This is a genomic window from Kluyvera sp. 1366 (genome assembly GCF_054823405.1).
Window position 1 is genome coordinate 1 of sequence record NZ_JBTRDW010000008.1, and the last position, 21,154, is coordinate 21,154.

At 55.7% G+C, this 21,154-nt stretch carries 20 protein-coding genes; 3 read left to right on the top strand and 17 right to left on the bottom strand.

From position 1 onward, the window contains the following. Window positions 1-256: 256 nt before the first annotated feature. From hemG to pepQ, 4 genes are read right to left on the bottom strand one after another with little or no spacing between them, the layout of a single operon-like run. The gene (hemG, locus tag ACVLVH_RS17905) at window positions 257-793 is read right to left on the bottom strand and encodes a menaquinone-dependent protoporphyrinogen IX dehydrogenase (protein ID WP_192414454.1); all 537 of its coding nucleotides are present in this window, start codon (window positions 791-793) and stop codon (window positions 257-259) included. A gap of 17 nt (window positions 794-810) precedes the next feature. Further along, window positions 811-2,262 carry a Trk system potassium transporter TrkH gene (trkH, locus tag ACVLVH_RS17910; RefSeq protein WP_101763723.1) on the bottom strand — a complete coding sequence of 484 codons (1,452 nt, stop codon included), beginning with the start codon at window positions 2,260-2,262 and terminating at the stop codon, window positions 811-813. 27 nt (window positions 2,263-2,289) lie between these two features. After that, a complete protein-coding gene (locus ACVLVH_RS17915) occupies window positions 2,290-2,907 on the bottom strand; it encodes an IMPACT family protein (RefSeq protein ID WP_137384924.1) in 618 nt (205 codons plus the stop codon). Beyond that, entirely contained in the window at window positions 2,907-4,238 is a 1,332-nt protein-coding gene (gene pepQ, locus ACVLVH_RS17920; protein WP_192414452.1) for a Xaa-Pro dipeptidase, read from the bottom strand. The genes ACVLVH_RS17915 and pepQ overlap by 1 nt, the downstream gene beginning before the upstream one ends. A gap of 186 nt (window positions 4,239-4,424) precedes the next feature. On the opposite strand from pepQ, the gene fadB reads away from it, so the two are divergent. Both fadB and fadA read left to right on the top strand, forming a co-directional pair. Continuing rightward, window positions 4,425-6,608 (top strand): fatty acid oxidation complex subunit alpha FadB, encoded by a 2,184-nt coding sequence (gene fadB, locus ACVLVH_RS17925; RefSeq protein WP_192414450.1) that lies wholly within the window; start codon window positions 4,425-4,427, stop codon window positions 6,606-6,608. Between the two features lie 10 nt (window positions 6,609-6,618). Next, a complete protein-coding gene (gene fadA, locus ACVLVH_RS17930) occupies window positions 6,619-7,782 on the top strand; it encodes an acetyl-CoA C-acyltransferase FadA (RefSeq protein ID WP_192414447.1) in 1,164 nt (387 codons plus the stop codon). 118 nt (window positions 7,783-7,900) lie between these two features. On the opposite strand, the gene fre is transcribed toward fadA, so the two are convergent. The 3 genes from fre to pepE form a co-directional block, all read right to left on the bottom strand. After that, window positions 7,901-8,602: an NAD(P)H-flavin reductase gene (fre, locus tag ACVLVH_RS17935; RefSeq protein WP_101763727.1), complete on the bottom strand. Its 702-nt coding sequence runs from the start codon at window positions 8,600-8,602 to the stop codon at window positions 7,901-7,903. A 39-nt stretch (window positions 8,603-8,641) separates the two neighbouring features. Then, entirely contained in the window at window positions 8,642-10,126 is a 1,485-nt protein-coding gene (ubiD, locus tag ACVLVH_RS17940) for a 4-hydroxy-3-polyprenylbenzoate decarboxylase (RefSeq protein WP_192414445.1), read from the bottom strand. Between the two features lie 73 nt (window positions 10,127-10,199). Further along, a complete protein-coding gene (pepE, locus tag ACVLVH_RS17945; RefSeq protein ID WP_192414444.1) occupies window positions 10,200-10,931 on the bottom strand; it encodes a dipeptidase PepE in 732 nt (243 codons plus the stop codon). 209 nt (window positions 10,932-11,140) lie between these two features. Between pepE and rfaH the strand changes: the two genes are divergently transcribed. Further along, window positions 11,141-11,629, top strand: coding sequence for a transcription/translation regulatory transformer protein RfaH (gene rfaH / locus ACVLVH_RS17950; protein ID WP_101763730.1), 489 nt, complete (start codon window positions 11,141-11,143; stop codon window positions 11,627-11,629). On the opposite strand, the gene tatD is transcribed toward rfaH, so the two are convergent. From tatD to udp, 10 genes are all read right to left on the bottom strand, one after another. Continuing rightward, window positions 11,626-12,408 carry a 3'-5' ssDNA/RNA exonuclease TatD gene (gene tatD, locus ACVLVH_RS17955; protein ID WP_192414442.1) on the bottom strand — a complete coding sequence of 261 codons (783 nt, stop codon included), beginning with the start codon at window positions 12,406-12,408 and terminating at the stop codon, window positions 11,626-11,628. The genes rfaH and tatD overlap by 4 nt on opposite strands. Before the next feature lie 84 nt (window positions 12,409-12,492). Continuing rightward, window positions 12,493-13,251, bottom strand: coding sequence for a Sec-independent protein translocase subunit TatC (gene tatC / locus ACVLVH_RS17960; RefSeq protein ID WP_192414440.1), 759 nt, complete (start codon window positions 13,249-13,251; stop codon window positions 12,493-12,495). A 2-nt stretch (window positions 13,252-13,253) separates the two neighbouring features. After that, window positions 13,254-13,781, bottom strand: a complete 528-nt coding sequence (tatB, locus tag ACVLVH_RS17965; protein ID WP_101763733.1) for a Sec-independent protein translocase protein TatB — start codon at window positions 13,779-13,781, stop codon at window positions 13,254-13,256. Between the two features lie 2 nt (window positions 13,782-13,783). Next, entirely contained in the window at window positions 13,784-14,038 is a 255-nt protein-coding gene (tatA, locus tag ACVLVH_RS17970; protein ID WP_008105810.1) for a Sec-independent protein translocase subunit TatA, read from the bottom strand. 110 nt (window positions 14,039-14,148) lie between these two features. Continuing rightward, window positions 14,149-15,786, bottom strand: a complete 1,638-nt coding sequence (gene ubiB, locus ACVLVH_RS17975; RefSeq protein ID WP_101763734.1) for a ubiquinone biosynthesis regulatory protein kinase UbiB — start codon at window positions 15,784-15,786, stop codon at window positions 14,149-14,151. Next, window positions 15,783-16,388 (bottom strand): ubiquinone biosynthesis protein UbiJ, encoded by a 606-nt coding sequence (ubiJ, locus tag ACVLVH_RS17980; protein ID WP_192414436.1) that lies wholly within the window; start codon window positions 16,386-16,388, stop codon window positions 15,783-15,785. The genes ubiB and ubiJ overlap by 4 nt, the downstream gene beginning before the upstream one ends. Window positions 16,389-16,394: 6 nt before the next feature. Beyond that, the gene (ubiE, locus tag ACVLVH_RS17985; RefSeq protein WP_008105805.1) at window positions 16,395-17,153 is read right to left on the bottom strand and encodes a bifunctional demethylmenaquinone methyltransferase/2-methoxy-6-polyprenyl-1,4-benzoquinol methylase UbiE; all 759 of its coding nucleotides are present in this window, start codon (window positions 17,151-17,153) and stop codon (window positions 16,395-16,397) included. A 75-nt stretch (window positions 17,154-17,228) separates the two neighbouring features. Beyond that, on the bottom strand, window positions 17,229-18,740 hold the full coding sequence (gene rmuC, locus ACVLVH_RS17990) for a DNA recombination protein RmuC (protein ID WP_498949941.1): 1,512 nt from the start codon (window positions 18,738-18,740) through the stop codon (window positions 17,229-17,231). Window positions 18,741-18,808: 68 nt separating this feature from the next. Continuing rightward, on the bottom strand, window positions 18,809-20,080 hold the full coding sequence (locus tag ACVLVH_RS17995) for a tetratricopeptide repeat protein (RefSeq protein WP_312463492.1): 1,272 nt from the start codon (window positions 20,078-20,080) through the stop codon (window positions 18,809-18,811). Window positions 20,081-20,179: 99 nt separating this feature from the next. Further along, complete coding sequence (gene udp / locus ACVLVH_RS18000; RefSeq protein ID WP_008105797.1) at window positions 20,180-20,941, bottom strand: uridine phosphorylase; 762 nt, start codon at window positions 20,939-20,941, stop codon at window positions 20,180-20,182. Between the last annotated feature and the right edge of the window lie 213 nt (window positions 20,942-21,154).

Consider the following 21,154-nt stretch of genomic DNA (forward strand, 5'->3'; position numbering starts at 1 on the left):
TTGTTAAAGAGCGTTGCGAACAGCGGCTGAACCGTCTGTCGCGAGGTGGCGTATACTACGCTACTCTCCTTCGGAGTCAAACACTTTTTTCAGCGTTTTTATCCGGCGGGATGAATTTCGTCACTCCCTGCCAAGCAGTCTGCGTTGCCGCTTTGCCGTCTCAGTGGTGGCGCATTATAGGGAGTTATTTGGGGCTGACAAGGGTTAATTGCAAATAAATTACTGTTCGACCTAAATTTCGCCACAACGCTGTATTTCACAACGATTTGCCTGGTAACTGCGCAAAACCCTGGGCAAAAAGCGCCACTTTATTCCAATCGGTGTATTCAACTTCTTTCGATGTGTCGGTTTCCCCGCCGGTCATACGCATAATGAATTGAATCATGACGCGATCAAACCAGCGATAACGCGGATAACGCAACGCCCCAGCGAAAACCGCACAGCAATCGGGTTGCCACGGTGACTGCTCCAGGAACTTGCGCGTATACGCATTGGTCTCTGGCGTACACTTATCTGCTTTACGCGCCGTCAGGTTGACACTAAAGAAGCCGCTCACCCGCTGCTGCAGTTTTGCTTTGTGCTGGGTGACAAATTTCAGCAACGCCGGATTGAAATGGCCATAGCGGATCGAAGCACCAATCAGCACGCGATCATACTGCAACCAATCAATCTGCTGCGCCTGCAGTAAATCGATCACGTCACACAGTTGATGCGGCACTAACGTCTGTGCAATGCGCGCGGCAATGTCACGGGTTTGCCCATCGCGGCTGGAATACAGAATCAACGCTTTCATTACTCAATCCTATTTTATTATTCGCGCCAGAAGGTCGGCGTGAACAGCACCAGCAGCGTGAACACTTCAAGGCGTCCAAACAGCATGGTTAAAATCAAAATCCACTTCGCGACATCATTCATTGAAGTGAAGTTGTCTGCTACCACACCCAAACCGGGCCCGAGGTTATTCAGGGTCGCGGCCACGGCAGCAAAAGCCGAGAAGTCATCCACGCCGGTGGCGATGATCGCCAACATGCTGAGCAGGAACACCAGCGCATAAGCTGAGAAGAAACCCCACACCGCTTCGAGGATACGTTCCGGCAGCGCGCGATTACCCAACTTGATGGTGTAAACCGCATTCGGGTGCACCAATCGCTTCAGTTCACGCGAACCCTGTTTGAACAGCAGAAGAATGCGAATCACCTTCAAACCGCCGCCGGTTGAACCCGCCATGCCGCCGATAAAAGCCGAGCACAGTAGCAGCACCGGCAGGAACAGCGGCCAGCGCGCAATGCTGTCGGTGGTAAAACCGGCCGTGGTCGCCATTGATACCACCTGGAAAAACGCCTGATTCAGCGTTTGCCAGCCGCTGGCGTACACATTGTGGAACCACAACACTATGGTACAGATCAGCACTAAGGTCAGTTGTACGCCAATAAACATGCGGAATTCGGGATCGCGCCAGTACACTTTCAGGTTGCGACCACTTAATAAAGAGAAGTGCAGGCCATAGTTACAGCCCGAGATCAGCAGAAATACCGCGACAATGGTGTTGATAGTTGGGCTATTAAAGTAGCCGATGCTGGCATCATGGGTTGAGAACCCGCCAATCGCGATCGTCGAGAAGCTATGGCCGATAGCATCAAACATCGGCATGCCCGCCAGCCACAGCGCCACCGCGCACGCCACGGTGAGCAATACGTAGATCAGCCACAACGTTTTAGCTGTTTCCGCGATACGCGGACGCATCTTGTTATCTTTCAACGGTCCCGGCATTTCGGCGCGATAGAGCTGCATGCCACCCACGCCCAGAATGGGCAGAATCGCCACCGCCAGCACAATGATCCCCATCCCGCCGAGCCACTGCAGCATCTGACGATAGAACAAAATCGCTTTAGGCAACGTATCCAGTCCCACCAGCGTGGTGGCGCCGGTGGTAGTGAGGCCAGAGAAGGACTCAAAGAAGGCATCAGTGATTGAGAGATGCGGCTGCTCGGCGAAGATAAACGGCATCGCACCGACGCTGCCCAACACGGTCCAGAACAGCACCACAATAAGGAAACCTTCCCGCGGCTTGAGTTCGGTTTTCTGCTTGCGGTTTGGCCACCACAGCAGTGAACCGATAACGATCGCCATCATAAAGGTCTGACTGAACGCGCGCCCGGCACCATCACGGTAAATCAAGGCGACGAGGCCCGGTAAAATCATGGTCACCGAGAACAGAATCACCAGCAGGCCCACGATGCGGGTAATGGCGCGAAAATGCATTCAGCCGTTTCCTTTAAACAGAAGCTTTTAGTTTGTCAGCGGGATGAGCGTCAGCGCGCCCCGGCTGTAATCAGAGAGGTTTTGGCGAAAGCCATCAATCTGCGCATGTGGCAACGCTAAACGCAGCGCAATACGATCCTGATAATGGCTCTCTTCTATAATGCCGTCAAAACGTTGCAGCAGGCGTTCAATGTCGCTGAGTTGGGCGTAATCGCACTGCAGAGTAAAAGATTCCATCGGCACTTTACGCTGACGCGCCAGTTGCTTCAGCCCTTGCTGCACGCCGCCGCCATAAGCTTTTACCAGTCCGCCGGTGCCCAGCATGATGCCGCCATAATAACGCACTACCACCGCGGTGATCTCACCGACACCGCTGCCCATCAGCTGGGCCAGCATCGGTTTACCCGCGGTGCCAGAAGGTTCGCCATCATCGGAGAAACCCAGCTGCTGCGAATCATCCGGCGCACCCGCCACCCACGCCCAGCAGTGATGCCGCGCGGTAGGATGTTCCTGCTTCACCTGCTGCACAAACGCGCGCGCCGCTTCCACGCCGGCCGTGTGCGCCAGCAAGGTGATGAAGCGGCTTTTCTTGATGGTTTCCTCGCTGAGACTTACGGCCTGAGCGGGAATGTCGTAAGCATCCATCAGGCAAGGTGCAGATCGCGCGTCATGTTTTCAATGCGATTAGCGTGAACCACCACGTTATCCTCGATACGAATACCGCCGTAAGGTTTCAGTGCATCAATTGCCGCCCAGTCAAAGTATTGGCTGAACTTGCCGCCGCGCAGCTTCGTCAGCAGCGAATCGATAATATAGAAGCCCGGTTCGATAGTCAGCACCATGCCAGGTTCCAGCACGCGCGTACAACGCAAATACGGATACTGCGACGGTGCCGCCAGATGCGTACCGTTGTCATCCTGCATAAAGCCAGCCACATCGTGCACCTGCAGGCCGAGCGGATGTCCAAGGCCGTGCGGCATAAACGGACCGGTTAAATCTTCCGCCACCAGCGTCTCTTCAGTCAGGCCTTTCACCAACTCGAACTTCAGCAGCAGACGCGCAATGCGCTGATGCATCTGCAGATGATAATCGGTATAGCGCACGCCGGCTTTCAAGGTGGCGATCAGCGCCAGCTCTTCCTTGTTCATCGCCGCAACCATGTCGGCATAGCGCGATTTGCTCTGCGCCGCGTAGCTGCGCGTCAGGTCAGCGGCGTAACCGAGGTATTCCGCACCGGCGTCAATCAGGAAGCTGTGGCGTTTGGCCGGCGGCTGATGATCCAGTTTGGTGTAGTGCAGCACCGCGGCATGTTCATTGAGCGCAATGATGTTGCCATAAGGCACATCGGTATCGCGATGGCCGGTTGCGGTCAGATAGGCGATATTGATATCGAACTCGCTCATGCCAGAGAAGAACGCCTCTTTGGCAGCGCGATGGCCCGCCACCGCCAGCTTCTGCGCTTCGCGCATACACGCCAGTTCATAGTCGGTTTTGATACTGCGATGATAATGCAGGAAATCGATCACGCCTTTCGGGTTCACCTGCTCGCTGTTAATACCGAGCTGGGAAGCACGTGACGGCACCGGACCGATATAGGCTACGTTTTCACGCTGTGCTGGCAGCAGCTGCGCGATCTCATCGGCACTCTTCAGGCCAATCACCTCCACATCGTTAGTCCAGAAGCTGTTTGGCAGCGGCTCAACGTTGTGCCAGTAATCAACCGGCGAATAGAACCACAGCTTGGGTTTATTCACGCCATCAATCCATAACCAGCAGTTTGGCACCTGCGTCACCGGCACCCACGCTTTGAACTGAGGATTCACCTTAAACGGATAGTCGTGATCGTCGAGAAAAACGGTCAACAGCTCGCCGGAATGAATCAGCATGGCATCAAGCTTAAAGCGAGCCAGCACCTGCTGCGCTCGCTGCTGCAGCGTATTGATGTGCGCGTGATACAGGGTTTTCAGTGAATCCATGGACTAGTCTCCGATGTCGCGAAAGTGGCCGCAGTGTAGCACAGCCGTGTTAGCGATGCCGTGCTGCGCACGCTGTGATCGTTGTATCAAATAATCAAACTCTCGTTTGCAAATAATTAACATCACACTCACACTCCAACTCATCTGGTATGACCAGATCAACTTTCGCGGTTTCAGGAGACGGACATGCTCTACCAAGGCGATACCCTTTCAGTTCACTGGCTTGACGACGGCATCGCCGAGCTGGTTTTCGATGCGCCCGGTTCGGTGAACAAACTCGATACCAAAACCGTTGCCTCGTTGGGCGAGGCATTAAGCGTATTGGAACAGCAACCCGCGCTGCGCGGCCTGTTGCTCTCGTCGGCCAAACCGGCATTTATCGTTGGTGCCGACATCACAGAATTCCTGTCGCTGTTTGATGCGCCAGAAGAGAAGCTGAGCCAATGGCTGGCGTTTGCCAACAGCATCTTCAATCGTTTAGAGGATTTGCCGGTGCCCACCGTGGCCGCCATCGACGGCTATGCGCTGGGCGGCGGCTGTGAATGCATACTGGCGACCGACTTCCGCATTGCCACGCCGACCGCACGCATCGGCCTGCCGGAAACCAAACTGGGCATTATGCCGGGCTTCGGCGGCAGCGTGCGCTTGCCGCGCCTGCTTGGCGCCGATAGCGCGATGGAGATTATCGCCGCCGGTAAAGATGTTGATGGCAGCAGCGCCCTGAAACTCGGTTTGGTGGATGCGGTAGTCAGCAGCGACAAACTACGTGCCGCTGCGCTGACCGTATTGCAGGACGCCATCGTGCAGGGCAACTGGCAGACACGCCGCGCGCCGAAGCTGGCACCGCTGAAACTCAGCCCGATTGAAGCCGCCATGAGCTTCACCATCGCCAAAAGCATGGTGCTGCAAACCGCGGGCAAACACTATCCGGCACCGATCACCGCCATCAAAACCATTGAAGCTGCCGCCAGCCTCGGACGTGATGATGCGCTGAAGCTGGAAACCGCCGCGTTTGTGCCGCTGGCGCAGAGCGATGTGGCACGCGCGCTGGTCGGTATCTTCCTGAACGATCAGTACGTCAAAGGCCTGGCGAAAAAGCACAGCAGTGCGGCCGGTGCGCCGCAGCAAGCAGCAGTATTAGGCGCAGGCATTATGGGCGGCGGCATTGCTTATCAATCGGCATGGAAAGGCGTGCCGGTGATGATGAAAGATATCAATCCGCAGGCGTTAACGCTGGGCATGACCGAAGCCAGCAAGCTGCTGAACAAACAGCTGGAGCGCGGCAAAATTGACGGCGCGAAACTGGCGAGCGTACTCACCACCATTCAGCCCACGCTGGATTACGCCGGATTTGAACGCACCGACGTGGTGGTAGAAGCGGTAGTAGAGAATCCGCAGATCAAAGCCAAAGTGCTGGCAGAGACCGAACAGCATCTGCGCGAGGACGCCATTCTCGCCTCCAACACCTCAACCATTCCGATTAGCCAGCTGGCGCAAGCCCTGAAACGTCCGGAAAACTTCTGCGGCATGCACTTCTTCAATCCGGTACCGCGTATGCCGCTGGTTGAAGTGATTCGCGGTGAGAAAACCTCAGAAGCGACCCTCAGTAAAGTGGTGGCCTGGGCGAGCAAAATGGGCAAGACGCCGATTGTGGTGAATGACTGTCCCGGCTTCTTTGTGAATCGCGTGCTGTTCCCCTACTTCGCCGCCTTCAGCCTGCTGCTGCGCGACGGCGCGGATTTCCGTCAGATCGATAAAGTAATGGAAAAACAGTTCGGCTGGCCGATGGGCCCCGCGTGGCTGCTGGATGTGGTCGGCATTGATACCGCGCATCACGCTCAACAGGTGATGGCGCAAGGTTTCCCGTCTCGCATGCAAAAAGATTATCGCGACGCGATCGACGTGCTGTTTGACGCCAAACGTTACGGCCAGAAAAACGGTCAGGGCTTTTACCGCTGGGAGCAGGATAAAAAAGGCAAAGCGCAGAAGAGAGCCGATGCGGCTGTCGATGCGCTGCTGGAACCGATTTGCCAGCCGAAGCGCGTGTTCAGCGATGACGAGATCGCCAACCGCATGATGCTGCCGATGCTCAACGAAGTGGTGCGCTGCCTTGAAGAGAAGATCATCGCTTCACCGGCCGAAGCTGATATGGCGCTGGTGTACGGTTTAGGCTTCCCGCCGTTCCGTGGCGGCGCGTTCCGCTACATGGATACGCTGGGCAACAGCAACGTGGTCGATCAGGCCAAACGTTATACCGCGCTCGGCCCGCTGTACGCGCTGCCGGAGCTGCTGTTGCAAAAAGCCCATCAGCATCAGAGCTGGTATCCCGCGGTGCAACCGATTGACGAAGCGGCGCTGCAAAGTGCCTGAGGTAATGAAAATGGAAAAAGTGGTAATTGTTGATGCGGTCCGCACGCCGATGGGCCGCTCCAAAGGCGGTGCGTTTCGTCAGGTGCGGGCGGAAGATCTCTCGGCGCATTTGATGCACGAGCTGCTGAGCCGCAACCCGGCGGTTGATCCCGCCACGCTGGACGACATTATCTGGGGCTGCGTGCAGCAGACGCTGGAGCAAGGCTTCAACATTGCACGTAACGCCGCGCTGCTGGCGGAGATCCCGCATCGCGTACCTGCCAGCACCGTCAACCGCCTGTGCGGTTCGTCGATGCAGGCGCTGCACGACGCGGCACGCGCGATCATGGTTGGCGATGCGCACAGCTGCCTGATTGGCGGCGTAGAACATATGGGCCACGTGCCGATGAGCCACGGCGTGGATTTCCATCCGGGCCTGGGTCGCACGGTGGCGAAAGCGGCGGGCATGATGGGGTTAACCGCCGAGATGCTGGCGCGCATGCATCACATTACGCGTGAGCAGCAGGATGCTTTTGCGCTGCGTTCGCACCAGCGCGCCTGGGCAGCAACCCAGCGCGGCGACTTCAAGCGTGAAATTGTGGCGACCTACGGCCACGACGCCGACGGCGTGTTGAAGCGCTTTGAGAGCGACGAAGTGATCCGCGAAGAGACCAGCCTCGAAGGATTGGCTGCGCTGCGACCGGCATTCGACCCGGTCAACGGCACCGTGACCGCAGGCAGCTCATCCGCGCTTTCCGACGGCGCAGCCGCGATGTTGATCATGAGTGAAAGCCGCGCACGCGAACTCGGTCTGACAGCGCGCGCGCGCATTCGCAGCATGGCGGTGGTGGGCTGCGATCCGTCGATTATGGGTTACGGCCCGGTTCCCGCCAGCAAGCTGGCGCTCAAGCGCGCGGGATTGAGCGTGCAGGATATCGACCTGTTCGAGTTCAACGAGGCTTTTGCCGCACAGGCGCTGCCATGCATTAAAGACATGGGCTTGCTGGAACAGCTGGATGAGAAAGTGAATTTGAATGGCGGCGCGATTGCGCTCGGTCATCCGCTGGGATGTTCCGGTGCGCGTATCAGTACTACGCTGCTGAACCTGATGGAACGTCGCGATGCGCAATTTGGTCTGGCGACCATGTGCATTGGCTTAGGCCAGGGCATCGCCACGGTGTTCGAACGAGTTTAATACGTTAATGTTGCACGTGTTCCCGCCCTTTCGGGCGGGCTTTTTTGCGCAATAAATTGCGCCGCGACGAATCCGTGCACATTATCGTAGCGACGCGATTTATCGCGTTCTATTGACCTTAGATAAACGCAAACGCATCGCCAAACATCTGCGCTTCCAGCGCACCGCGCTCGGCGCAGAAACGCTCACGCGCAATCTTCGCCATCTCAAAACGACCGGCAATATAGATATCGTGCTCGCTGAGCGACGCGAAATCCTGCATCACTGCCGTCAGCACCGTGCCGCTGCGTCCGGTCCAGTCATCCGCCGGTTGTTCAACCACCGGGATCACTTTCAGGTTCGGATGCTTCACCGCCAGCGCATTCAGCTCATCCAGATCGTACAGATGCATCAGCTCACGGCCGCCCCAGTAAATCGCAATCTCGCGATCGGGTTGCTGTGCCAGCGCGGTCAGCAGAATAGAACGCGCATAGGAGAAGCCGGTACCGCCCGCGATCAGAATGATCGGACGCTCGCTATCTTCACGCAGCCAGGCATCGCCGTGCGGCATATCAACCGTAATCTGGCGATCGTTCTTGATGCGGTCCATCACCGCCATCGCGTAGAGATTGAGATCCGACGCGCCGATGTGCAGCTCAATGATGTCCTTTTCCATTGGCGTAGAAGCCAGCGAAAACGGGCGCTTATCGCGCTCATCCATCACCACCATCAAATACTGTCCGGCGCGGAAGTTAAAATCCGCCGCCGGAATTAAACGAACGCGGTAAACCGTGTCCGTAATCGCTTCAACCGAAGTCACTTTGCAGCTTAACGTTGTCATGCGTTCCCTTTTTCTTCGGGTCTAATTGGTCTGCCGCCGTTAGCGCTGCAGCGGCTCGGCAAAGATAGCTAACTCATCCCAAATGGCGTCAATGCGCGCGGTCACCGCCGGATCTTTCACAATCGGCGTGCCCCACTCGCGCGTGGTTTCACCCGGCCACTTATTGGTCGCATCAAGTCCCATCTTCGAGCCTAAGCCGGAAACCGGCGAGGCGAAGTCGAGATAATCGATGGGCGTGTTCTCAACCAGCACCGTATCGCGCGCCGGATCCATGCGTGTGGTAATCGCCCAAATCACATCATTCCAGTCGCGCGCGTTGACGTCGTCATCGCACACAATCACGAACTTGGTGTACATGAACTGCCGCAGGAACGACCACACGCCGAACATCACGCGCTTGGCGTGACCCGCGTACTGTTTCTTGATCGTCACTACCGCGAGGCGATATGAGCAGCCTTCTGGCGGCAGATAGAAATCAACGATCTCCGGGAACTGCTTGATCAGAATCGGCACCAGCACTTCATTGAGCGCCACACCCAGCACCGCCGGTTCATCCGGTGGACGTCCGGTGTAGGTTGAATGATAAATCGGGTTGCGACGTTGCGTTACGTGCGTCACGGTAAACACCGGGAAGCTATCTACTTCATTGTAGTAGCCTGTGTGGTCGCCGTACGGGCCTTCCGGCGCGACATCGCCCGGCTCGATATAACCTTCCAGCACGATTTCCGCGCTGGCCGGCACTTCGAGTTCGTTTGAAACGCACTTCACCACTTCGGTTTTATTCCCGCGCAGCAAACCGGCAAAGGCGTATTCGGAGAGTGTATCCGGCACCGGCGTTACCGCGCCGAGAATGGTGGCAGGATCGGCGCCCAGCGCCACCGACACCGGGAAACGTTCGCCCGGATGCGCTTTGCACCACTCCTGGAAATCCAGCGCGCCGCCGCGATGCGATAGCCAGCGCATAATCACGCGGTTCTTGCCGATCACCTGCTGGCGATAGATACCCAGATTTTGTCGCTCTTTATGCGGGCCGCGCGTGACGGTCAATCCCCACGTAATCAGCGGCGCAGCATCGCCCGGCCAGCATTTCATCACCGGAATGCGCGACAGATCGACGTCATCGCCGCTGAAAATCTCTTCCTGGCACGGCGCATTGCGCAGACGCTTGGTTGGCATGTTCAGCACTTGCTTGAACTGCGGCATCTTATCAAACAGATCGCGGAAGCCTTTTGGCGGCTCCGGCTCTTTCAGGAACGCCAGCAGCTTGCCCACTTCACGCAGCGCACTGACCTCTTCCTGGCCCATGCCCATCGCCACGCGTTTTGGTGTGCCAAACAGATTACACAGCACCGGCATGTCGTACCCTTTCGGGTTTTCGAACAGCAGCGCCGGGCCGCCGGCGCGCAGCGTGCGGTCGGCAATTTCCGTCATCTCTAACTCAGGATCGATCTCCTGAGTGATGCGCTTTAACTCGCCACGCTGTTCCAGCAATGCGAGGAAGTCTCGTAAATCCTGATATTTCATGCGGCTTTAGCTTTCCGGCCAGAGTGAAACGCCATTATAGAGGCGTTTTACGCTGACATGTTGAGGTTTTGCGTCAGGCAGGCTGACAGGAAAACGGCACCAGCGACTGAATCGCCAATACATCGTGATAAGCAGTAATCGGCTCGCCGTGACGGAACACTTTGAAGTCTTCACCGCGTGCGCTGTAGTAACGCAGGCGATTTTCGCTCACGTGCAGGAAGCTGGCTTCACGCAGCGCAATCACCGATTCATGCGGGTTAACGGCACAGAACTCGGCCAGTCGTTCGTCACGCGTTTCGCCCATATGGCCGTTTACGTGCGCATCAAGATAATGCGGATTGATCTGCACCGGGAACAAACCCAGCGCGGGCAACACTACGCTGCTGCGCACCGGCATATCATTGGTGGTGCGAATGGAAGGCGTTGCCACATTGCAACCGGCGCTCCAGCCGACGTACGGCACATCACGCTCGCGCACCGCGCGTTGTATAGCGACGATCAAGCCGTGCTCGTGCAGCATTTGATTGAGGAACCAGGTATTTCCGCCGCTCACCAGAATCAGCTCAGCTTGTTCAATCGCCGCAACGGGCGATGCAAACTCGTGCACGGTGCGCACGTCAATGCCTAACGACGCGGATAACTCCTGCGCGCGCTGCGCGTGATCGCCACGAATAATCGCGTACGGCACCAGCACCGCCGAAGTGATGCCGCGCTGGGCGATCATCGCATGCAGCTGCAGGTGGGCGTAACTTAACAGCGGCGCATCGTCAGCCACTTTACCGTTACTCAACAGGAACAGTTCCATCAGCCACTCCTTTTCAATCGAAAGATGGGGAGGGAGTCTGATACAGATGGTCGCCGGCCGTCAATTTTCTTGCAAGAAAGCGTAAATAAGCCGCATCAATCGGATAAATCGTAGTGAAATTGTTTTCAGCGCCCGGTTTCCACCCGCCGATGCGCTATAACTCTGACAACTGATTTGATATTCTTAGCGTCCATTATTTGGGAGCGGTTATGGAATCCTGGTACTTACTCTATTGCAAACGTGGACAACTGTTGCGCGCGAAAGAGCATCTTGAGCGGCAAGAGGTGAATTGCCTCAGCCCGATGATCGCTCTGGAGAAGATTGTGCGCGGTAAACGCACCACCGTGAGTGAGCCGCTGTTTCCCAACTATCTGTTTATCGAATTCGATCCCGAAGCGATTCACACCACCACCATCAGCAGCACGCGCGGCGTCAGCCACTTCGTGCGCTTTGGCACCATGCCGGCCACCGTATCAAATGATGTGATCGAAGCGCTGCAAACCGACGTGCCGCAGATCGTGCTCGATGCGGAAACCCCGCAAAGCGGTGATGAAGTGATCATCACCGATGGCACGTTCGAAGGATTGCGCGCCATTTTTGCCGAGCCGGATGGTGAAACGCGCTCCGTTTTGCTGCTCAACATGCTGAACAAACAGGTGATGCGCAGCGTGGATAACAAACAGTTCCGTAAACTCTAAGCGAGTTTAAACAGCTGACGCGCGTTGAGATTAACCTGCGCGCCCAGCGCTTCCGCCTCCTCGCCACGCCAGTTCGCCACCTGCTGCACAATATGCGGCAGGAAGCATGGCTCATTGCGGCGCGAAGTGGGACGCGGATGCATATCGCGCGGCAGTAAATACGGTGCGTCGGTTTCCAGTAACAGGCGCTCAGCCGGAATCAGCGGCAGCAATTCACGCAGTTCCATACCGCGACGCTCGTCGCACACCCAACCGGTAATGCCCACCGACAATCCCAGCGCCAGACACGCTTGCAGCTCGTCACGCGTACCAGTAAAGCAGTGCACGACTGCACCAATCAGCTTCGGTAGCCACGGCTCAAGTACTGCAACAAAACGATCGTGCGCTTCACGGCAATGCAAAAACACCGGCAGCTGCAGCTCAGCGGCCAACGCCAGCTGCGCATCGAAAGCGTATTCCTGCTGATCGTGGGCCGAAAGATTGCGATTGAAATCCAGGCCACATTCGCCAATCGCGACCACCTGCTCACTTTCCGCCAGGCGACGCAAGGTATTCGCGGTTTCCGCCGACCATTCACTGGCATGGTGCGGATGGACGCCGGCGGTTGACCAGCAATAGCCCGCGTGCAATGCCGCCAGCTGCCGCGCCTGCTGGCTCTCCAGCGCGTTGGTGCCGGTAATTAACAGGCCGGTGACGCCTGCTTCGCGCGCACGTTTTACCACCTGCTCGCGATCTTTTGCGAATTGCGTGCTGGTCAGGTTTACACCGATATCAAACATGTCTTCTCCCCAAAAAAAAACCGCCCAACGGGGCGGTTTAGATTCATCTTCCCGCGCGCTGCGGGATGCCCTGCATTAAGGACATCAGGATTCGGTGTTGTGTTCCTCATCCGAAGACTGATGTCCTTTACCCACATAGTAGCGGGAGAAGAATACGCCGACTTCAAACAGGCAGTACATCGGAATAGCGAGCAAAGTTTGCGAGAAAACATCCGGCGGTGTGAGCAACATCCCAACCACGAACGCGCCAACCAACATGTAAGGACGTTTCTTTTTCAAATCTTCTGGTGAAGTTATGCCGGTCCAGCACAGCAGCACAATCGCAATCGGCACCTCAAACGCCACGCCGAAGGCCATGAAAATCGTCATGACGAAGTCGAGGTAGTTGGTGATATCCGTTGCGATGGTCACGCCTTGCGGCGCGGTTTTGGCGAAGAAGCCAAACGCCAGCGGGAACACGATGAAGTAAGCAAACGCCACGCCGACGTAAAACAGCAGCGTACTGGAGAACAGCAGCGGCATCACCAGTTTGCGTTCGTGGCGATAGAGCGCGGGCGCCACAAAGGCCCACACCTGATACAAAATCACCGGCACGGCCAGAAACACCGAAACGATGATAGTCAGCTTGATCGGCGTGAAGAATGGCGATGCGACGTCGGTAGCGATCATGCTCGCCCCGGCTGGCATCTGGCTGATCAGCGGCGACGCGACCAGATGGTAAATATCATTCGCGAAATAGACCAGACACAAAAAGATGACTAAAACAGCGATGATGCAATTCAACAAACGCTTGCGCAGCTCAATCAAATGGCTAATGAGCGGTTGGGTATCTTCAACGGCCATGTTTATCGTTCATCTTTTACGAGAGAAGTCTTCGCGGTGCTTTCAGGAGCACTGGCGACGGGAGGGGTTTCTGCGGCAGAGATTTCGTCAGTAGGCTGCGGAGTCTGTGCAGGCGCACTGGTTTGATGCTCTGCTGCTGCGGGCGTGACCGCAGGTGAAGTCACGGGCTGCACGGCGGCTGGCGGAGTCTGATGAATAGTGTTGGCTTCATCTTCCTCTTTTTCGAGATCGATACTCTGCTGCACCGAACGCTTCATGGAGTCGGCGGTTTTACGCAGTTCTTCCATCGACTCTTTCAGCTCGGGTGACAACGTGCCACGGCCCGCTTCTTCCACCTTTTTCAGGCTGTCCTGCAATTCCTGCAGTTTCAACTCTTGCGCCAGTTCGTTTTGTACATTCGCGGCCAGCGAGCGAATGGCTCTGATCCAGCCGACGACGGTTTTCACCGCAACCGGTAACCGCTGCGGGCCAAGCACAATCAGCCCGATCACGAACACTAATACCAGTTCACTAAAACCAATGTCGAACACAGTTATACCTGCTTGTCGTTCCGGGCGTCGTCTTTAGTCGCCGTGGTTTGCTGTTTGTCTGCCAGAGTTTTGGCGTTGAAGTCAGCGTCCTGCTCTTTCGGTTGATCCTTTTTATCGTCTTCATCGCCCATAGCTTTTTTGAAGCCACGAATGGAAGATCCTAAATCCGAACCCAGGTTACGAAGTTTGTTGGTACCGAACAGAAGAACAACAATGACGGCAATGATTAACAATTGCCAAATACTGATACCGCCCATGAGATATGCCTCTAATATTCTGTGAAAAACTGTTGACTGTAACGCACAGAAAGCCCGTATGATTTCGGGCTTTAGCTTGCGACATTACGCGATTTGCACCAGGCAGACAATCAGTTTGTCTTGCGCCAGCCAATAAGCCAGGTGACGATGCCAGCGGCCATTAATAGCGCCGGGAAGAAATCCCAATCCGGTCGACTTAACAGCACGGCGGTGCCACTTAATAACAGTGTAGCGCCTACACCAAACAGATAGCGCGCCTGATGATTGCGTGTTCGCTGTACGTTTAAATCGGTGACGAGTTTATCGACGCTGTGCTTCAATAATTTGTGCTGGCGCATGCTGTCGTAAAATAGCTCCGGCAACTCCGGCAGTTTTTCCGCCCAGTATGGCGCTTTCTCTTTCACCGCCCGCAAAATCGCCGGGATACCAATCTGATCTTTGATCCAATCTTCGAGGAACGGCTTAGCCGTTTTCCACAGGTCAAGCTGCGGATAGAGCTGGCGGCCAATCCCTTCAATATACAGCAGCGTCTTCTGCAACAGCACCAGCTGCGGCTGCACTTCCATATTAAAGCGACGCGCGGTGTTGAACAGGTTCAGCAGCACGTGGCCAAACGAAATCTCAGCCAGCGGCTTTTCGAAAATCGGCTCACATACGGTACGAATGGCAAACTCAAAGTCTTCGACGTTGGTATCGGCCGGTACCCAGCCAGAATCCACATGCAGCTCGGCCACTTTGCGGTAATCGCGGTTAAAGAAGGCGATGAAGTTCTCGGCCAGATAGCGCTTATCTTCTTTGTTCAGCGAACCGACGATACCGCAGTCGATGCCGATATATTGCGGATCTTCCGGGTGATCGTAGCTGACGAAGATATTGCCAGGATGCATATCGGCATGGAAGAAGCTGTCGCGGAACACCTGAGTGAAGAATACCTGCACACCGCGCTCGGCCAGCAGTTTCATGTTAACGCCGTGCTGCTCCAGCGTGGCGATATCTGAGATCGGAATGCCGTAAATGCGCTCCATCACCATCATCGATTCGCTGCAATAATCAGAGAACACTTCCGGCACATACAGCATGCGGCTTTGGTCAAAGTTACGACGCAGTTGGATGGCATTCGCCGCTTCACGCAGCAGATTCAGCTCATCAATTAAGGTCTTTTCGTAATCGCGCACCACTTCTACCGGACGCAGACGACGACCATCCGGCAACAAACGCGGCACCCAACGCGCCAGACGGTAAATCAGTCGCATATCGGCTCTGATCACCGGCAGGATGTCGGGACGAATCACTTTAATTACCACCGCGCGGCCGTTGGATTTCAGCGTTGCGGTATGCACCTGCGCGATAGAAGCCGAGGCCAGCGGTTTGATATCGAAGTCTTCAAACCAGGTTTCCACCGGGCCGCCAATCGACTTTTCAATCTGCTGTTTGGCTTTCACGCCATCAAATGGCGCAACGCGGTCCTGCAGCACCGCCAGTTCATCGGCAATCGCCGGTGGGAACAGATCGCGACGCGTCGAGAGCATTTGACCGAATTTGATCCACACCGGCCCCAACTGCTCCATCGCTAAACGGATGCGCACGCCGGCGGAAGCATCTTTATGTTGGTTAGGGATCCAGAAGATGCAGCGCCGCCACAAGCGTAAAAGCAGTGTGAAGCGCATGCGGGGAATCAGTTCATCAAGGCCGTAAGTCAGAAAGATCTTGATGATGAAGTATAAGCGCCGAATTTCTCCCAGCGTCATTTCGCCTCCAGCTGTGCCAAACGCGTTTCAAACGCATTGAGCGAACGTTCTGTCGCTTCCACTTCCTCGCAAAACCATGCCAGTTCCAGTGCACCCGGCGCAACGCGCCACTCTTCTGTCAGCACCTGACCAAGATAATCCTGACGGCGGATGAACTGCTGCTGCACGAACTTCAGCGCCTGCTGTGCGGCCTGGCTTACGCCTTGCGCAGCGATATCGCCAATCCACGGTGCAAGATATTCCGCCGGATCCAGCTCGGCGAGATCCATCAGCGCGGAGAATTGCTGTACCACCTGCAAATCGCCGTCCACCTCCAGTTCACCGCTACGAATCAGGCTGGTGAGCTGCTGGCGATCGCGCAGTTTCGGCAAAGTACTGACACGCAAACTCACCGTGCAGTCGCTGTTGTCTTGCCAATCACTCAGCACATCGAGTTGCGATTCGCTAAATACCAGCACCAAAGGAAAATCGAGCTCTTGCAGACGCAGCATCAATACCTTACCAGCCAAACGCTGGCGTGCGGCTCTCAGGCTGCGATCGCGATAGAGAACACGGTTCAGGGCGGTCTCAAGACCGCCGGTGATGAGAGGAGTTAAAGTCATGATGGATTAGAATTTAAATCCGCGATGCAGCGCGACAATACCGCCAGTCATGTTGAAGTAGGTGGTATTTTCAAAGCCCGCATCGTTCATCATCGCTTTCAGGGTTTCCTGATCGGGATGCATACGAATCGACTCCGCCAGATAGCGATAGCTTTCAGCGTCTTGCGCCACCAGCTGACCAATACGCGGCAGAATATGGAATGAATAGGTATCGTAAGCTTTGCTGAGCGGCTCCAGCAGCGGCTTCGAGAACTCCAGCACCAGCAGACGTCCGCCTGGCTTCAGCACGCGGAACATTGATGCCAGCGCTTTCTCTTTTTCGGTCACGTTACGCAAGCCGAATGAGATGGTGATGCAATCGAAGTAGTTATCCGGGAACGGCAGCGCTTCGGCATTCGCCTGCACATAGCTGACATTGCCCGACACGCCGAGATTACGCAGCTTTTCGCGGCCCATCTTCAGCATCGAGCTGTTGATGTCTGCCAGCACAACCTGGCCGGTTTCGCCCACCAGACGTGAGAATTTTGCCGTGAGATCGCCGGTACCACCCGCCAGATCCAACACGCGCTGACCGCGGCGCACGCCGCTGCTGTCAATGGTAAAACGCTTCCAGACACGATGGATGCCAAACGACATCAAATCGTTCATCAGGTCATATTTTGCCGCGACGGAGTGAAACACGTCCGCAACTTTATCGGCCTTTTCGCTTTTCGCGACGGTCTGGAAGCCAAAATGGGTAGTTTCCTGCTGTGATTCATCTGCCATCGGTTTTACCTGTTCCACAAACAATTCTTGCCGAAGTGTATCAGAGTCGCGCTACACGAGCACGCGACCACCGTGCTATTCGTTGATGCGGCGCAGCGAGTCTGTTGTTGGTTCTGCAACGTTTTCATCCTCGGTGCGATCGTCTGCCCAATCTTCATCCGCTTCTTCCGGCTGCGCTTGTTCAACCAGTTGCGGATTAATCGGACGTTTGATCTCCACGCCAAGCGAACGGAACGCTTCACTTTGTGCGATCAGATTGCCGCGCCCTTCAGACAGCTTTTTCATCGCCTGATGATAGCTTTGCTGCGCTTTGTCGAGATTGTGCCCGATGCCACTCATGTCATCGACAAACAGCCGCATTTTGTCGTACAGCCGCGTTGCCCGGTCGGCGATGCGCTGTGCGTTGCGGCTTTGATGCTCATAACGCCAGAGATTATTGATAGTACGCAGCGCCACCAGCAAAGTGGTGGGACTAACCAGCATAATGTTCTGCTGTAACGCTTCGCTAATCAGCTCGGGCTGACGATCAATCGCCAGCAGAAACGCCGGTTCCACCGGGATAAACATCAACACATAATCCAGAGAGCGTAAACCGGGCAATTGTTGGTAATCTTTACGGCTCAGCAGGCGAATGTGTCCGCGCATGGCGCTAATGTGTTCATGAATCGCCTGCTCACGCGTGGCTTCATCGTCGGCATTGAAGTAGCGTTCGTAGGCAACCAGCGTCATTTTGGCGTCAATCACCACATCTTTACCCTGCGGCAAACGCACGATCACATCCGGTTGCATCCTGCCCTGCTGTTCCAGTTGCACGCTCACCTGCGTTTGGTATTCGTAACCTTCACGCAGGCCAGACGCTTCCAGCACACGGGCCAACACCACTTCGCCCCAGTTTCCCTGAATTTTATTGTCGCCTTTCAGCGCTTTAGTAAGATTGACCGCTTCCTGCGCCATCTGTGCGTTGAGTTGCTGTAACTGGCGAATTTCGTGGGTCAGCGTGTGACGTTCACGCGCTTCCAGGCCAAAGCTGTCGGTGACCTGACGGCGGAAACCGTCCAGCTGTTCGCGCAGCGGACCAATCAGGCTATTCAGGCTTTGACGGTTTTGTTCATCGACGCGCCGCCCGCTGTTTTCGAAGATGCGATTGGCGAGATTTTCAAACTGCGCGCTGAGGCGCTGTTCGCTGTTGGTCAGTAGTCGCTGCTTCTCTTCTGCACCGTAGCGCGTCTCTTCAAGACGAATGGTCACTTCGCGCAGTTCGGCTTCCTGCGCGCTGTTCACTTCCAGCTGATTTCGCAGTTCACGGCTGAGTTGTTCACTTTCGCCGCGCCAGTAATCAAGCTGCTGCAAACGTTCCTGCGCACCGCTCAGTGCACCGTGTAGCTGGCGCATCTCCTGCTCGCGTTGCTGGATTTGCTGCTGTAACTGTTCGAGCTGCTGCTGCTGACGCTGCTGCGCCTCTTCCAGCAGGCGACGCTCGGTGGTGAAGCTGGCGTGCTGATGACCGGCGCGCAGTTGAGCAATGATCCAGCCAATGCCCAAACCGGCCAGCGCCAGCGCGCCGCTAATAATAAGTTGCTGATCCATAATCCCCCCGCGGATCGACTTGCTGAGGGAAAAGGTAGAGCTCTACTGTATGAATGTCCAGAAGAATGTTAAAGGGCTTTCACGGTGAGATCGCCGGCTTTCCATGCATCAATCAGGAAGAAGGGCATCGGCAACACCCATTCGGTTTCACCCTGGATTTTGGCCGGATAGGTCCAGCTTTTCCCGTCGTAAGTGATCTCAACCTGCTGCCAGCCGTTCTCAGCGTTTTCGACCTGGCCCGCCATGCTGGCAAAACCGGCGTTACTACCGACGTGGAAGCTGTCGGTTTGCCAGCGAATCGGCTGATGCGCCGGCCACGGTTGCGCCTGGTGGAAGCGGAAAATATCGTCATGATTCAGGATGCTTTCACGTACCGTTGGCCACAGCGCCACTTTAAGGAAGTACTGATCGGTAAAGCGTTCGCTGCCTTCATATTGCGCAATAAAGTCACGCATCTGCTGCTCAACGTTATGGAACACGCCGTGGCAGCCGCCCCACATGCCCGCCAGCAGCAGCTCGGTATGCGAGAAGTAATCGCGCATATGATGGAACCAGTAAGGCGAAGTCAGCCAGGCTTCTACCGCCACGACTTCGCGCTCGGACAGCAACGAATCCGCATCACGCATGATATAGCGTTTGACGCTGGTATCATCCATCACCAGGAAACGCCACAGCGTTGGGAAGATGGTTTTCTCGTGCGACATATCCACCAGCTGGGTGTTTGGCTGCGCCAGGCGCTGCCAGACGTGCTGCGGCACGCTGTCGTCGAGATAGATGCGGCAGATCCAGTCGGGATAAAGCTCGCGCGCCACTTCGATGTTTTTAATCAAGGTTTCGCAGTAGCGTGGCTGACCGCCATACAGGCTAAAGGAGATGATATTTTCTGCCGGATTACTGCGGTTGATCGGCGGTGGTGCCTCAGAAGGGAAGGCGACTTTCGCCCCTTTACTGAAGGTCACATCGGATTTCTGCAGCGATTCGAGGCCGTACCGCGCCACCTCATCTTCTTTATTCAACCAGCCGCACACTTCAGTTAATCCATCCAGCCAGGTTTCCGATGCCTGCGCACGCTGCGCGGCCGGAGCCTGGTAGATCTTCTGGTAAATTTTATAAGATTTTTTGTATTCGCCGACGCGCATCAGGGTGAGCGCGTAGTCGCTGAGCACCTGCATATGATTGGGCAAGACGCGCAGTACTTCTTCACAGCATTGACGCGCAAGAGGATAGTTATTCGCCGCCATCGCCTGGCGAAATCTCGCTGCTGCACCTTCAACGCGTGATTGTGCAGTAGCGGGATTATTCATGAAATTGGGACGTGAGACAGAAACCATTTTGCGCATAAGAAATTTCTCAGTAGCTGCTGAAATTGCGCGCATTCTAATCAGGAAATAGCGGGATTCCTTATAAGCCTGGTCTCGAATTCATCCCTGACTGGCGCACTAAATTAAGCGACGCGCGGCTTCAACCACAATTTTCACCGCATCACTTTCGGTCTGCTTCATGGTCGCGGCATCCGGGATCTCTTTTTGCGTACGGTTCACGATGACGCCAGCCACCATGCCGGCACGCAGTCCCTGACTGGCGCACATGGTTAACAGTGTAGCGGATTCCATCTCATAGTTGAGGACGCCCATTTGCTGCCACTCTTCCATTGAACCCTGGAAGCGATTCACCACACGACCGGAGAAAGTGTCGTAGCGTTCCTGGCCTGGATAGAAGGTGTCAGATGAGGCGGTAATCCCAATGTGGGTTTTCGCGCCGCACGCTTCTGCCGCTGCCACCAGCGCGGTGGTGCAGGTGAAATCAGCCACGGCCGGGAACTCCATCGGCGCAAAGTGCAGGCTGGCACCGTCGAGGCGTACCGAAGCGGTAGTGACCAGCACATCGCCCACATTAATATGCGGCTGGATAGCGCCGGTGGTGCCAACGCGCAGGAAGGTGCGCACACCCAGTTGCGCCAGCTCTTCAACCGCAATTGAGGTAGAAGGTCCGCCGATACCAGTGGAGCACACCACAACCGGTTTGCCATCCACTTCAGCCAGATAGGTAGTGAATTCACGGTGTGAAGCCAGATGCTGTGGATTGTCCATCAACGCGGCGATTTTCTTTACGCGCTCAGGATCGCCAGGCACGATGGCCAACGTGGCTCCTTTCAAATCAGCTTTAGTAATGCCAAGGTGGAAAACGTCAGACTGGGCCATAACAGACTCCTGATAATTGGGGATGAGCGCGCCACTCTACGTGAGCAGGCGGCATAAATATGTGACTCAATTCACCATCGATAATGAAACTTACATTATCAGAAAAACATTATGTGACATAAATCACACATTCACGCTGTGCAATTCTGAATTGCTACAAGCGGTGCTGTGTAAGTGTTGTTGGCAATGTTAATAGAGAAGCAGCACACGTGA

Coding starts and splice junctions, on each gene's coding strand:
- hemG (WP_192414454.1), bottom strand. CDS start 793: ATGAAAGCGTTGATTCTGTATTCCAGCCGCGATGGGCAAACCCGTGAC.
- trkH (WP_101763723.1), bottom strand. CDS start 2,262: ATGCATTTTCGCGCCATTACCCGCATCGTGGGCCTGCTGGTGATTCTG.
- ACVLVH_RS17915 (WP_137384924.1), bottom strand. CDS start 2,907: ATGGATGCTTACGACATTCCCGCTCAGGCCGTAAGTCTCAGCGAGGAA.
- pepQ (WP_192414452.1), bottom strand. CDS start 4,238: ATGGATTCACTGAAAACCCTGTATCACGCGCACATCAATACGCTGCAG.
- fadB (WP_192414450.1), top strand. CDS start 4,425: ATGCTCTACCAAGGCGATACCCTTTCAGTTCACTGGCTTGACGACGGC.
- fadA (WP_192414447.1), top strand. CDS start 6,619: ATGGAAAAAGTGGTAATTGTTGATGCGGTCCGCACGCCGATGGGCCGC.
- fre (WP_101763727.1), bottom strand. CDS start 8,602: ATGACAACGTTAAGCTGCAAAGTGACTTCGGTTGAAGCGATTACGGAC.
- ubiD (WP_192414445.1), bottom strand. CDS start 10,126: ATGAAATATCAGGATTTACGAGACTTCCTCGCATTGCTGGAACAGCGT.
- pepE (WP_192414444.1), bottom strand. CDS start 10,931: ATGGAACTGTTCCTGTTGAGTAACGGTAAAGTGGCTGACGATGCGCCG.
- rfaH (WP_101763730.1), top strand. CDS start 11,141: ATGGAATCCTGGTACTTACTCTATTGCAAACGTGGACAACTGTTGCGC.
- tatD (WP_192414442.1), bottom strand. CDS start 12,408: ATGTTTGATATCGGTGTAAACCTGACCAGCACGCAATTCGCAAAAGAT.
- tatC (WP_192414440.1), bottom strand. CDS start 13,251: ATGGCCGTTGAAGATACCCAACCGCTCATTAGCCATTTGATTGAGCTG.
- tatA (WP_008105810.1), bottom strand. CDS start 14,038: ATGGGCGGTATCAGTATTTGGCAATTGTTAATCATTGCCGTCATTGTT.
- ubiB (WP_101763734.1), bottom strand. CDS start 15,786: ATGACGCTGGGAGAAATTCGGCGCTTATACTTCATCATCAAGATCTTT.
- ubiJ (WP_192414436.1), bottom strand. CDS start 16,388: ATGACTTTAACTCCTCTCATCACCGGCGGTCTTGAGACCGCCCTGAAC.
- ubiE (WP_008105805.1), bottom strand. CDS start 17,153: ATGGCAGATGAATCACAGCAGGAAACTACCCATTTTGGCTTCCAGACC.
- rmuC (WP_498949941.1), bottom strand. CDS start 18,740: ATGGATCAGCAACTTATTATTAGCGGCGCGCTGGCGCTGGCCGGTTTG.
- ACVLVH_RS17995 (WP_312463492.1), bottom strand. CDS start 20,080: ATGCGCAAAATGGTTTCTGTCTCACGTCCCAATTTCATGAATAATCCC.
- udp (WP_008105797.1), bottom strand. CDS start 20,941: ATGGCCCAGTCTGACGTTTTCCACCTTGGCATTACTAAAGCTGATTTG.